Source organism: Gardnerella sp. DNF01157 (genome assembly GCF_049244225.1).
Classification (GTDB): Bacteria; Actinomycetota; Actinomycetes; order Actinomycetales; family Bifidobacteriaceae; genus Bifidobacterium; species Bifidobacterium leopoldii.
Genome location: NZ_CP058388.1, coordinates 1,036,906 through 1,050,502 on the forward strand (window position 1 = coordinate 1,036,906; position 13,597 = coordinate 1,050,502).

13 protein-coding genes are annotated in these 13,597 nt (G+C 42.5%); 3 read left to right on the forward strand and 10 right to left on the reverse strand.

Annotation, left to right across the window (positions count from 1 at the left end):
- Positions 1-15: 15 nt before the first annotated feature.
- A complete protein-coding gene (locus HXT38_RS03845) occupies positions 16-309 on the forward strand; it encodes a DUF6725 family protein (RefSeq protein WP_004573918.1) in 294 nt (97 codons plus the stop codon).
- Positions 310-631: 322 nt separating this feature from the next.
- On the opposite strand, the gene HXT38_RS03850 is transcribed toward HXT38_RS03845, so the two are convergent.
- The 10 genes from HXT38_RS03850 to asnB all read right to left on the reverse strand — a co-directional run bounded on the left by HXT38_RS03850 (position 632) and on the right by asnB (position 10,999).
- Positions 632-1,744 carry a prephenate dehydrogenase gene (locus HXT38_RS03850; protein WP_410294651.1) on the reverse strand — a complete coding sequence of 371 codons (1,113 nt, stop codon included), beginning with the start codon at positions 1,742-1,744 and terminating at the stop codon, positions 632-634.
- Positions 1,738-2,736 (reverse strand): prephenate dehydratase domain-containing protein, encoded by a 999-nt coding sequence (locus tag HXT38_RS03855; protein ID WP_004573916.1) that lies wholly within the window; start codon positions 2,734-2,736, stop codon positions 1,738-1,740. The genes HXT38_RS03850 and HXT38_RS03855 overlap by 7 nt, the downstream gene beginning before the upstream one ends.
- 136 nt (positions 2,737-2,872) lie before the next feature.
- Positions 2,873-3,280: a hypothetical protein gene (locus HXT38_RS03860; protein WP_004573915.1), complete on the reverse strand. Its 408-nt coding sequence runs from the start codon at positions 3,278-3,280 to the stop codon at positions 2,873-2,875.
- 42 nt (positions 3,281-3,322) lie between these two features.
- Positions 3,323-5,248, reverse strand: a complete 1,926-nt coding sequence (gene typA / locus HXT38_RS03865; protein ID WP_004105095.1) for a translational GTPase TypA — start codon at positions 5,246-5,248, stop codon at positions 3,323-3,325.
- Positions 5,249-5,552: 304 nt separating this feature from the next.
- Positions 5,553-6,392, reverse strand: a complete 840-nt coding sequence (locus HXT38_RS03870) for a ParA family protein (RefSeq protein WP_004105096.1) — start codon at positions 6,390-6,392, stop codon at positions 5,553-5,555.
- A 48-nt stretch (positions 6,393-6,440) separates the two neighbouring features.
- Positions 6,441-7,400, reverse strand: coding sequence for a site-specific tyrosine recombinase XerD (gene xerD, locus HXT38_RS03875; protein WP_004105098.1), 960 nt, complete (start codon positions 7,398-7,400; stop codon positions 6,441-6,443).
- Between the two features lie 94 nt (positions 7,401-7,494).
- Positions 7,495-7,878: a 50S ribosomal protein L20 gene (rplT, locus tag HXT38_RS03880; protein ID WP_004105106.1), complete on the reverse strand. Its 384-nt coding sequence runs from the start codon at positions 7,876-7,878 to the stop codon at positions 7,495-7,497.
- 67 nt (positions 7,879-7,945) lie between these two features.
- Positions 7,946-8,140, reverse strand: a complete 195-nt coding sequence (gene rpmI / locus HXT38_RS03885) for a 50S ribosomal protein L35 (protein WP_004128670.1) — start codon at positions 8,138-8,140, stop codon at positions 7,946-7,948.
- On the reverse strand, positions 8,121-8,858 hold the full coding sequence (gene infC, locus HXT38_RS03890; RefSeq protein WP_064621401.1) for a translation initiation factor IF-3: 738 nt from the start codon (positions 8,856-8,858) through the stop codon (positions 8,121-8,123). The genes rpmI and infC overlap by 20 nt, the downstream gene beginning before the upstream one ends.
- A 254-nt stretch (positions 8,859-9,112) precedes the next feature.
- Positions 9,113-10,999, reverse strand: coding sequence for an asparagine synthase (glutamine-hydrolyzing) (gene asnB / locus HXT38_RS03895; protein WP_004105112.1), 1,887 nt, complete (start codon positions 10,997-10,999; stop codon positions 9,113-9,115).
- Positions 11,000-11,298: 299 nt separating this feature from the next.
- Between asnB and HXT38_RS03900 the strand changes: the two genes are divergently transcribed.
- Both HXT38_RS03900 and gap read left to right on the forward strand, forming a co-directional pair.
- Positions 11,299-12,096: a thiamine diphosphokinase gene (locus tag HXT38_RS03900; RefSeq protein WP_101886177.1), complete on the forward strand. Its 798-nt coding sequence runs from the start codon at positions 11,299-11,301 to the stop codon at positions 12,094-12,096.
- A gap of 372 nt (positions 12,097-12,468) precedes the next feature.
- Entirely contained in the window at positions 12,469-13,524 is a 1,056-nt protein-coding gene (gene gap, locus HXT38_RS03905) for a type I glyceraldehyde-3-phosphate dehydrogenase (RefSeq protein ID WP_004573912.1), read from the forward strand.
- The last annotated feature ends 73 nt before the right edge of the window (positions 13,525-13,597 follow it).

The following is a 13,597-nucleotide window of genomic DNA, read 5'->3' on the forward strand; positions in this document are numbered from 1 at the left end:
AACAAGGAGCATGTTATGAACACACAAACACGGAATTTAACTACACTACCGAAGCAAATACCTGCAGGCTCGCGCATAGTAGTAAGAACTTACAAAATTATAGAAAACAATAACGATGGAACACAAAAAATCGAGTACCATGATGCGATCGGGCACGTACTCGAGTGGGACGGGGTAATGCTTCACTTACTTCGAGATCCTGCAGCAAACGGCACTAGAGCTGCCGAAGAAATGTTCATTGATGCCAACACTATTTACCGATTAAAGCCAATCCCAGAACGCAAATTCCAAAAGCCGCTTAGTGTGTAAGTTGTTTAATGTGGCGCGAGTTCTGTGAGATTTCTCTCCTCGCAAGTTCCCGTCCTTCGTCGCTCTGGCTGTTAAAGGCGTTTATTGTGTTCGCCTTTCTTTAAAGAATGTTGCTTCCTCAGTCCTCTTTTATTGCTCGTAGAGAAATCCCCCAAACTCTGCATGTTTAATCGTTAATAACCTCATTCAATCGCAGAGATTTTTCGATTTTTCTTCTTCGCTTGGCGAATCAGCAGCCTGCGGCTCTGACGTTCGCCGCGCTCAGTGCGAAAAATCTCAAATCTCTACCACACGAATATTATAAGATGTTAAATTTTACGCATTACTTATGGGAGTTGTATGGTAGAGAACTATCTGCGCGCAATAGTAGTTGCGAAGATTCGTTGGTATTAAATCCGTAAAATTCAATAATGAATTCACCTGAGCGCGCGGATTCTAGTAATTCCTGCTGCCAATTGATTTGAGAATCATACTTCCACAATCTGCTATTTGCATCATCATTTTGCTTAGCATCGTCGCTTTGTTGCGTACTAGTTTTAGACGAGTTGCGCTGCAGGTATTTATATTCTCTCCAAGATTGAGCTTTAGCAAAAAACTCTTGCTCTAAAGCATCCGCGGTTTCAACATCATTATCTAACATATTTGCAGCAAAAGTTAGCTCAGAAATTACGGAACGCAATAATTTCGCAGTATTATGCCGATTTTCACTTACCATAGCACGAGTGCGTTGAGGATCAGTAAGAGCAACTCGTGTCATATCTCGCCAGGAACCTGCAGATAGTTGTAAAGCAATAGCACGATTAGATTGTTCACATAATACGTTTGCAAGAGCTGTTGCAACAACATGAGGCATGTGAGAAATAAGAGCTGCAGAATTATCGTGCGTTGCATCATCCAAAACTATTGCGCGATTCTTGCATAACGAAACAATCATTTGCAAAATATTTCTAACTCGCCAAAACTCAGTAGAATCATCAACAGTTAAAGCCCACAAAGCACCATTTAAAAGCTCATCACTAGAAGCTTTCCAACCAGTAAATTCACTACCAGCCATCGGATGCGCACCAACGTAGCAATCTTGCAAACCTGCGTCTTTTACTTGCTCTCGAACTAAAGTTTTTACGCTGCCAACATCGCTAATAGTTGTGCAAGATTTGTCAATATAAGGCGCAATTTCATGCAAAATACTTGGCATAGCGGCTAAAGCATTGCATAAAATCAAAACATTTGGACGAAGTTTTGCTAAATCCTGCACTTTTTCTACGCAAGTAATTCCTAAACTTTTAGCTTCGTCATAAGGCTCATTATGACGATTCCATGCATATACGTTGCAATTTGCCAGTTTAGCAAGTCGTTTTGCAAGAGATCCACCAATAAGACCAAGACCTACAATGCCAACAGAAAATTTTTGCGAAAATTCAGCATCTTCTACCATAATAATTCTCTTTCTGCACGCATTACGTTCAAATTACGTAAAGCATCAACTGAAGGTTCAACGCACACTCCACCATGAGGTAGCATCCAATCATTCATCACCGGATTCTTGCGTTTATCAGAAGAATACACTGCTAAAACTCGAACCCAATCACCATGTTCAACAACCTCTTGAATCATAGCTTTACACGTAGAATCCCAAGGAGCAGCATCAACAGTTGCAATAAAACTGTATAAACCATCCTGCCCTTTAATTGGTCTAGACATAAAGGAAGTCATATTAAGGCCATGATCTCGCACAACATCAAGCAAATTTGCTAACACTCCAGCACCTGTAGAACGCGGAATAAACGCAATAATTGATGAAAAAGATGAAAAATTTTCTCGCTGCACATTAACAAAATCTAAAGCCTGATCTCGAGGAGCTAACACTAAAAATTCAGTGCGCGCGCCAGAAAAATCTTCAACTGCTTCGCTCACAATCTGCCTATTGTATAAATCAGCACAAATTTTAGGACATAAAGCAACTTCGCCAGGAACTAAATCCCTACAAGCAGCAGCATTTGAAGACGCAGTTTTTTCTTGTAAACCGCGCTCTTGAGAAAACTTACGACATTGCGCCAACGCGTGAGGGTGAGCAACAATAGTAGAGCAATTATCGATTGAATCTGATTTGCAAACAACAGCATCAAAACTAATATCAACGCCTATTCGAGCAATACCAACCATATTCTTTGCATCAATGAGTAAATCTAAATTAGGTATTACAACGCCTTCAATATTGTTTTCCCACGCAATAACACCCCAATGGTGATGCTCTTCAATTTCACTAGCAATACTAAGAACATTCTCGCAAGCAGTTGGAATAAGTCGCAAATTATCAAATGATTGACATTGTTCTTGAACTTTTAAAGATGCATGATGAGTAAAAGAACCTTCCGGTCCTAAATAGCATAATTTACGAGCACTCTGACTGTTCTTATTACCATTCATGACTATTCCTTAAAAACTGTTGCAGTTAAGAATATTGTAATCAAGACTACTGTAAAAAATACTGCTTAATACTGCTTTTATGCAAAACTTAACTCTAAGTCACACTTAGATTATTGCAAATTCTTTACTTATTTTACTATTCAATAACAAACCAACGCTGAGGCATACAAAGCAAAACTAAGTGAGCAACAAGAATGCCGAAAAGCCAAAAATATCCAACATATTGCGAACACCATGGCAACGGTATTGTGAAACCAACAGGTACAAGAATTGCGCTACCAACAAAATCTAAAGCAATAAGCCAAGCTACAAATGAAAAAACTATTGCGTGAATAAATAATCCACTCCAACCACTACGAGATCTTGCACACCAAGCAGACAAAAATAGCAAAAGCATAGATAATGCAAATCCGTAAGGAATATTATCCACTGCACCGCAGCGATGAGCAAACGTACCAATCAACGCGCATATTAGCGCAGAAACACACGTGGTCGCATACCTGCCCCACGAAGGCAAGCGATGCGACCACGGTTTCGACGACATAATAAGCCTAACGTTCCATCACTAATTGGTATATTGCGATTATCATGCAGCGTTGTTGTTTTGACGACGCTGCTTAGCACGCCACTTGTACCACTCATCGCGGCTCAAAATAATCTTGCGCACGCGAATTGCTTCAGGCGTAACTTCCACGCACTCGTCTTCGTTAGCGAAGTCAAGAGACTCTTCCAAGCTCATCTTAATTGGTGGAGTTAAAGTTTCAAGCACGTCAGCAGTTGAAGAACGCATGTTAGTCATGTGCTTAGCAAGCGTAATATTTACATCCAGCTCATCTGGCTTATTGTTAATACCAACGATTTGTCCTTCGTAAACTGGGCTTTGTGGATCAACGAAGAAGATACCACGAGCTTGCAAACGCTGCATAGCATAAGGAGTTGCAACACCCTTGCGATCGCAAACCATGGAACCATTCTGACGAGTCACAATCTGACCAGCCCATGGAGCATAACCAGCGGAAATAGAGCTTGCAATACCAGTTCCGCGAGTAGCAGAAAGCAAAGCAGTGCGGAAACCGATAAGACCGCGAGAAGGAACAGTAAATTGCAAACGAACCCAACCAGAACCGTGGTTGCTCATAGAATCCATACGACCCTTACGATCAGCCATAAGCTGAGTGACGGTACCCATGTATTCTTCTGGGACATCAATCGTAGTGCTTTCCATAGGCTCATTAATTTGACCATCAATAGTCTTGGTAACGACCTGAGGACGACCAACTGTAAGCTCGTAGCCCTCGCGACGCATCTGCTCAGCTAACACAGCCAAAGCAAGCTCGCCACGACCTTGAACTTCCCAAGCATCTGGGCGCTCAGTTGGAATAACCTTAATAGAAACGTTACCAATAAGCTCGCGATCCAAACGATCCTTAATCATACGAGCAGTAAGCTTATGATCTTTGCCTTCAGTTCCAGCAAGAGGAGAATCGTTCACGCCGAAAGTCATAGAAATTGCAGGATCGTCGACATGAATCAATGGAAGCGGCTTTGGATCATTCTGGTCAACGATAGTTTCACCAATCATAATGTCGTTCACGCCTGCAACAGCCACAATATCGCCAGGACCTGCAGAAGCTACAGGAGTGCGCTCCAAACCTTGAGTGCGAAGAAGCTCAGAAACACGGAAGTTTTCAATGGAACCATCGACACGAGAAAGACCGTAAGTCTTGCCCTTTTCCAAAGTACCATTGTAAATTCGCACTAAACCAAGACGACCCAAGAAGTCAGAGGAATCAATGTTTGCAACATGAGCTTGAAGAGGAGCGCCTTCTTCGTATTCAGGAGCTGGAATGTTCGAAATAATAGAATCAAACAGTGGCTCCAAATTATCGTTATCCGGAAGAGCACCATTCGCAGGCTGATTAACAGAAGCATAACCAGCTTTAGCAGCGCAATAAATTACTGGCAAATCAAGCAAAGCGTCGAGATCGAGGTCAATACCTTCCTCAACAACATCCTGAGCCAAGCCAAGAAGCAAATCTGTAGATTCGCCAACAACTTCTTCAATACGAGCATCTGGACGATCTACCTTATTTACGCACAAAATAACAGGAAGCTTAGCTTCCAAAGCTTTACGAAGCACAAAGCGAGTCTGTGGAAGAGGACCTTCAGAAGCGTCAACCAACAAAACAACACCGTCAACCATAGAGATACCACGCTCGACCTCACCACCGAAATCAGCGTGACCTGGAGTATCAATAACGTTAATAGTGATACCTTCTGGATGACCATACTTTTCAGCTAATGGACCTGTGTACTGAACAGCAGTGTTCTTAGCAAGAATAGTAATGCCCTTTTCGCGTTCCAAATCATTGGAATCCATAACGCGATCTGGAACTTCTTCACGCTCAGAAAATACGTGCGACTGCTGAAGCATGGCGTTTACCAGAGTGGTCTTACCGTGGTCTACGTGCGCCACAATTGCCACATTTCGAATATCACCGCGAACAGTCATCACAAACCTCTTCCATTCTTCGCGTTTAAGTAATTATTAACATGCAACCATTTAAGCCATAAATATCAGCTAAAACAGTAGCTATATACATTATTGACAAGCACCCAAATAGGTAAACTGCCAAACCGCACCGATTCTACTAGCGAGCTAAGACAGCTTTACAAAGAACGCACCAAGTAAGAAACTTTCGAGGCTCATCAGACCGTTTTCAGAAAAATACCAGTCAAAACTCATAGACGATACCCAAGAACCTCGAAAAATGCTGTTAAGCGCGAAAACTCGCGCAAATCAAGCTGTAAAAAACTTAAGCAACAACGCCTTTAGCAATAAGCTCACGCGCAACTTCGCGGTACTCTTTTGCAGTCTTGTGCTCAGGAGCAAAAATAGTGATAGGAACTGCAGCAACTGTAGAATCTGGCAGCTTAATAGAACGCGAAATCACGGAATGCAAAACTTTATCTTGGAAAGCTTCATAAATGCGCTGCAACACTTCCTCACTATGAAGCGTGCGAGTATACATAGTGACAAGAACTCCAAATACTTTAAGATTTGGATTAATACGAGATTGTACCTTCTCAATTGACTGCATAAGAAGAGCCACGCCTCGAAGAGCAAAGAACTCTGCAGCAAGTGGAATAATCACGCCATCAGCTGCTGTTAACGCATTTACAGTAAGCAAGCCGAGAGAAGGCTGGCAATCAACTATAATAACGTCGTATTCGTCACGCACTTTGCGTAATACACCTGCTAATATTTGCTCTCGTCCTACTTCGGTTACTAACTGAACTTCAGCTGCAGATAAATCAATATTTGCAGGAATAATATCAATATTTTCTGTTTCAGTATGACGAATTACGTCGTGAACGTCCACAGACGAATCAAATAATGCCGTATAAACTGTATTATCAAGCGCATTTGCGTTAATTCCAAGTCCAACTGTTGCCGCACCTTGCGGATCGAAATCAACAATCAAAACGCGACGACCATACTGACTTAGTGCGCCAGCAATATTAATGGAACTTGTAGTTTTACCAACTCCACCTTTCTGGTTGCACATTGCAATAATGCGAGCAGGACCGTGTGAAGTTAACGGCTCTGGTGCATGAAAAGTTTCGTATTCGCGTCCAAGTAAATCAGTAGGCATGCTCCCCACTTTATCAACAGGTATACTCACGAAACTCTGAGCATAAAATTATTTAGCTCGAGGATGACTCATTACGTAAGCTTCAACTAATGCGTCAGGACTAATATGCGTATAAATTTGAGTTGTTGTAACTGAAGCATGTCCAAGCAACTCTTGAACTGTGCGCACATCAGCACCACCTGCAATAAGATGCGTGGCAAGAGAATGGCGCAGCGTATGCGGATGCAATGGTTTGTCAAGTTTTGCACGCTCGCCAGCTTGCGTTACTATTGCCCATGCTGATTGGCGAGAAAGTGCATTACCTCTCTTATTTAAGAAAATTGTGTGCAATTCACGTTTGCCCTTGGACGCTAATTCTGGGCGAGATTTCTCCATATAGTTACGAAGAGCACGAACAGCACACCCACCAATCGGAACTAAACGCTGCTTAGAGCCTTTACCTGTAAGTTTTACAACGGACTCATTTAAATCAATATCTTCGAATTTTACGCCAACTGCTTCCGAAATTCGCGCTCCAGTAGCGTATAAAAACTCGAGAAGCGCAGTATCTCTAATCGAAATAGCATCGGAACTTCCAAAATTCCCTGCAGCTTCAATAACTCTATTTACTTCTTCAATACTTAAAACATCCGGTAAGTAGTCTGCTTGTTTTGGAGCTTTTACTTGCGCTGAAACGTCAGCTTGTATGTCACCATGAGCAAGCATAAAGCGATGCCACTCGTGAATACTTGCAAGTCGACGCGCAACTGTCCTAGTCCCCAACCCTAATTCATTCAAAGTTCGAATATATGATTCAATATCTAATTGAGAAATAGTAGTAATATCTTTTATTTTTCGTTCGTCGTAAAGCCAGCATGTGTAATCTTGCAAATCTGAAGCGTATGCAGATACTGTCTTTTTAGAAAGACCACGCTCAATATCAATATGCGCAATAAAGCGTTGAATATGAAGTGCAAACTCTTCAGGAATATTATTTTTCCTATTGTCAGAATCAAGATTTGAGCGCATAAAAATAATTATAGCTAATAAGTAAATTTGTTGATTTAAAAGAAAAAGCCCACCTAAATTGGTGGGCTTAAAATAGAACTCTATTAAAGCAAAATCAGGCTTCAACTGGAGCGTTTACATCAGCTGGCAATGCAGCCTTAGCAGCTTCAACAACAGCCTTGAAAGCTTCAATATCGGAAACTGCGAGCTCAGCAAGAGCGCGACGATCCAATTCGATGCCTGCCAAGTGCAAGCCCTGAATGAAGCGATTGTAGGTGATGCCTTCAGCGCGAACTGCTGCGTTAATGCGCTGAATCCACAACTTGCGGAAATCACCCTTGCGAGCCTTGCGGTCGCGGAAGTTATAAGTGAATGAGTGGAGCAGCTGTTCCTTTGCCTTGCGATAAAGACGGGAGCGCTGACCGCGGTAGCCAGAAGCCCTCTCAAGAACAACGCGACGCTTCTTGTGAGCGTTTACTGCGCGCTTTACTCGTGCCATAAGTATTCCTCAGCTTTCTTAAAATTTTCGATTGCGTATTCGTTTACAAGCAATTCTTACTTGTTACTTACTTAACGAGCAAGCCCTTAAGCTTCTTGCTCTGCGCAGTAGCCAATACTTTATCTTCAGAAAGAGCACGACGCTTACGAGCCGACTTGTGCTCCAAGTTGTGGCGCATGGCGCTACCATCGTGCATCACCTTACCGGTACCGGTAAGACGAACGCGCTTGGACGCTGCGGAATTAGTTTTCATCTTCGGCATTGCTGCCCTCCTTGTGATGTTGATCGGATTGCATAGCATTTACTGCAGCTGCAGCTTGTGACTGAACCTCTTGCTTAGCTGCAAGACGAGCAGCCTGACGAGCTTGACGCTCAGCGCGAGATTCAGCGCCACGACGACGTTGCTCAGACTGTGTATGAATTTTCTTGCCTTTTGGAGCAAGAGTCATAATAATATTTCGACCTTCTTGCTTTGGCGCAAACTCTACTGTGCCACTTTCAGAGACCTCATCTGCAAGTCGGCGCAACAATTCAACGCCACCAACCGGACGAGATTGCTCACGGCCACGCAACATAATAGTTACTTTTACCTTGTCTCCGCCGTTCAAGAAACGAAGCACATGACCTTTCTTCACATCGAAATCGTGATCGTCGATCTTGAGGCGGAAACGAATTTCCTTAACCTCTGCGACAGTCTGATTACGACGTGCTTCACGAGCCTTAATCTTTTCGTTGTACTTGTACTTACCGTAGTCAATAAGCTTGGCTACTGGAGGCTTAGCAGTAGGCGCAACTTCGACAAGATCGAGGTTAGCTTCCCTTGCAAGGTTTAACGCGACAGAGGTTGCGATAACTCCCACTTGCTCGCCCTTTGGACCAATAAGGCGCACCTGAGGGACTCGAATTTCCTCGTTAATGCGTGGTTCGTCGCTAATGATGACTCCAATCCTTCTAAATACTTGTAAGATGTAATACACCAAGAAGTCCAAGAGCTTAAGATTCACTACTTCATATCAATAAAACGCTATATAACAGCGCAGCAAGCAGCACAAGAAGCTAACTTGCGTGACCGAAGTCATGAACCCGAAACCACAGTAGGCTTCCAGGTGGGGACATCCCACTTTCTTGATTACTCAAGCCGAATATCTATTCTACTAGAAGCCTTGACAAAAAGGCAGTCAACACACGAAACGTGTTTTGACTGCCACAAATCAAAGCTAGAACTATGCGATTTCTACGCTAACTGCATTGGCTCAGGCTTCAATCCATCGTGATTAAAGTACACATCATACCAAGTCAGGAATGTGTAAACTGTCCAAATCTTACGGCGATCGTCATTTTTCTTTGCATAATTATCGTCAATCATACGAAGTAAAGCATCTCTATCGAAGAATTTAGCAGCATCGTCACTTTCAAACGTCTTACGAACAATCTTATAAAAACGTTCCTCACGCAACCAATCCTTAACTGGCACAGGGAAACCAAGCTTTTCTCTGTCATACCAAGCTTTTGGCAAATGACGGGACGCAGCTTGTCGGAAAGCAAACTTCGTATTTTCATCAGTAATTAAATATTTAGTAGGAACTTTTTCTGCAACATCCATAAGAACACGATCAAGCAAAGGCACGCGAAGCTCCAAAGAATGTGCCATAGTCATTTTATCTGCCTTAAGCAAAATATCTCCTGGCATCCATTGATGCATATCAAGATATTGCTTTTTCTTCACTTCAGAAAGTCCCTTACCAGCAATTCTATTGTAAATAGCATCGACAATGCTGCGAACGCTAGGACCCTTGCGATACTCAGGTTTCAAAAGTTTTACAGCATCTTCCTCATTGAAAACCTTTGACTGACCGATAAAATGCTCCTCAGCTGGAGCCAAATTAGCGTACAAATGCCACGCTCCGTGGAAATGCTTACCCTTTGCAGCTCGACCAATCGCGTAACGCAACTTTTTTGGCAACTTTGCAAGCATGCGAGTCACAACTTTAATAAGTTTAGAACGCGTATGAACACCATAATCAATGTATCCTGCAAATAATTCATCTGCTCCCTCACCGCTTAGCACAACGCGTAAATCTTGCGAAGCTAATTTTGCAAGGAAGAATAATGGGACGCAAGAGAAATTAGAATCAGGTTCGTCCAAATACCACTGAATTTGTGGGAAATAACGGAATGCGTCAGCAGCGTCAATAATTTCAGATTTATTGTTTAAGCCAATAATTTTTGCCAATTCGCTTGCTTGTTTGGATTCATTGTATCTTCCACCAGCAAAACCAATAGAATATGTGTGTTCAGGGCGTGCAACAGCTGCAACATAACTTGAATCAACTCCAGAAGAAAGGAACGAACCAACTTCAACATCCGCAATTTGGTGAGCTTGAACAGAATCACAAACTGTTTTATCGATAGAATCAACTAATTCATTCAAGCGTTGCTTTGTTTCTTTGAAATTAGGATCGTAATATTGCTCAATCTTCATTTCGCCATTCTTATACGTAAAGCAATTACCTTCACGCAGCTTAAAAACGCCCTTGAAGAAAGTTTCGTTAATTGCAGGATATTGGAATGTCATAAACGGCTTAAGCGCATTTTCGTTAAGCTCCTTCTTAAAATCTGGATGGCGCAGTAAAGATTTAATTTCGGATCCGTACATAAAAGTACCATTCATTTGCGCATAATAAAAAGGCTTAATACCGAAATGGTCGCGAGCGCCGAACAATTCTTGAGTACTTTTGTTCCAAATAACGAATGCAAACATTCCGCGTAAACGATTAAGTAAGCCTTTACCCCACTCTTCGTAGCCGTGCACTAATACTTCTGTGTCGCAATCAGTGTGGAAAGTGTGACCAGCTTTAATAAGTTCTTCGCGAAGTGGCTTGTAGTTATAAATCTCACCATTGAAAGTAACTGCAAGATTCCCATCCTCGTTGTACATAGGTTGGGATCCACCGTGAAGATCTATAATGCTAAGTCGACGAAAACCGAGTGCTGCATGTTCGTCAATCATAGTTCCATATTCGTCAGGACCACGATGCGCAATCACATCTGTCATATCTTTTACAATTTGGCTTTTGACGTTAATTGGGGTGTCATTAATGAACCCTGCAATTCCGCACATTTATTTCTCCTCGTAGAATATACAACACAGCATTACGTTAGTCTACTAGCAAATAATTAACGAAAATCCATAATAACTTGGAAAATCTAACTTGCCATGCAATACTACACCAAGCACTTTATGTTAAGCGAGTATTAGTCTAAAAATTCCTGTATTTGCCGGAATAAAAACAATCAAATGCGCTAATATCAAATCCGAAAAATGGCATAAAACGTAGTCAAATGTTGATTGACACTACGCTTATAAACTCTTGTTATAAATGTATGTCATCAGTACAAATGCAGCGTTATTATGTTGTTATGGAACCTTTGCAACGCTGCGTAGTATTAGCAGCAGGAGATTATTACGATCATACGCGTGAACATGTGCCAGATCGCGCTTTAACAATTGCAGCTGATGGAGGCTGGGATCATGCATGTAAATTAGGTTTGCATGTGGATGCGCTCATCGGCGATTTTGACTCTGTTAGATTAAAACTTCCTACTGATGCAGTTATTACTAGATTGCCTGCAGAAAAAGATGATCCTGACTTACTTTCTGCGTTAAAAGTTGGTTGGGCTAAAGGCTCTCGAGAATTTCATATTTTTGGAGGATTAGGTGGTCGAGTTGACCATACTATTTCTAATATTCAACTTATGGTTCGTTTAGCGCGCCGCGGCGGAATTGGATTCTTGTACGGCGACGGTCAAATTGTTACAGCAATACATGATGGATCTCTTGATTTTCCAGCATCATCTGGAGATGATTTGCGCATAGTTTCCGTTTTTTCTCATACTCCAGTTTCTAATGATGTAAATGAAGTTGGATTAAAGTATCAGCTTAAACACGCAACCATGCATGGAGATGCAGTACAAGGTTTAAGTAACGAATTATTAAATGATACGCCTGCTCATATTGACGTTCATGAAGGAACACTTATTGTAACCTTCCCTATTAATGCTCCATTACCACAGGTGAGCTGGTTTAAAAGACCAATTGGAGATTTAGGCGAAGTCGATACTTCTATATCTGAGGCATTAGCAGTTCCTCTTGAAAGCGAGACTACTCCAACATATTCGACTACTGCAGCTGCTGAAGCAATGACGTATAACGAATAGGCGCAAACTTTAGTTTATGCAAATGGCTGACAAGGTTCTTTTACTTGAAAAACTCGTCAGCCTTTTTCTTTTTAAAATTACACTCGTTGTTCAATTGAACAATATTGATTCGTAAAATGTTATGCAAAAACGCAACTGGAAACTATCAAAAAATTCACAAAAACACTCATAAAACACAGCATGTTAACGCTCACTGTTCTCATAGTGCATGATTGCAATAAAAGTGAGCTATATTACAACTCTTCGTACATACCGCACACTAAAATGAACACCGTTAATTCAAATAACGATGACCTAAATGCGTGAGTTTTCATCGCGAAAATAGCGCGACTTAAAACGTTGCGCACGAGGTCTCACTCAAGGGAGAACCACATGACAGTCAAGATTGGTATTAATGGTTTCGGTCGTATCGGTCGTCTCGCATTCCGTCGTATTTTTGAGCTTCAGGCTCGCGGCGGTCAAGCAGGTGACATCGAAGTCGCAGCCATCAACGATCTGACCACCCCTTCGATGCTCGCCTACTTGCTCAAGTATGACAGCACCCACGGCACATTCCGCCACGATGACGGCACCCCAGTTGAGGTAACCTCCACCGAAGACGCAATCGTTGTAGATGGCAAGACTTACAAGGTTTACGCCGAAAAAGACGCAAATAACATTCCATGGGTTAAGAACGATGGCGTTGAATTCGTTCTCGAATGCACCGGTTTCTACACTTCTGCAGAAAAGTCCCAGGCTCACTTGAACGCGGGTGCTAAGAAGGTTCTTATTTCTGCCCCTGCTAAGGATGAAACCACTCCAACAGTTGTGTTCGGCGTTAATCACGAAATCTTGAAGGCTTCTGACAACATTGTTTCCGCTGGTTCTTGCACCACCAACTCCATGGCTGCAATGGTGAAGTTGCTTCAAGACAACTGGGGAATCAAGTCCGGCTTCATGACCACAATTCACGCCTACACCGGCACTCAGATGATTCTCGACGGTCCACGCGGCTCTAAGCCACGCAATAACCGTTCCGCAGCTTGCAACACCATTGAGCACTCCACCGGCGCTGCTAAGGCAATCGGCAAGGTTGTGCCAGAAGTTAACGGCAAGCTCCAGGGTCACGCACAGCGCATTCAGGTTCCAGACGGCTCTGTTACCGAGTTGACCACTGTTCTTGAGAAGCCAGCAACCACTGAAGAAATTAACGACGCTTTCAAGAAGGCTTTCGAAAACTGCGAGTACTTCGGTTACAATGCAGACAGCATCGTGTCTTCTGACATCATCGGCGACACCCACGGTGGCGTTTTCGATCCAACTCAGACCGACGTGAACACTGTTGACGGTGTAACTTTGGCTCGTACCGTTACCTTCTACGACAACGAGTACGGCTTCACTTCCAACATGATTCGCACTCTTCTTTACTTCGCTGAAATCTCCGAGTGATTTCGCTAAGCATCAATCAGCAATAGCTGGTTGTGCGAATATTTAATATATAAACCCCTTGTGCTGCTTTCTA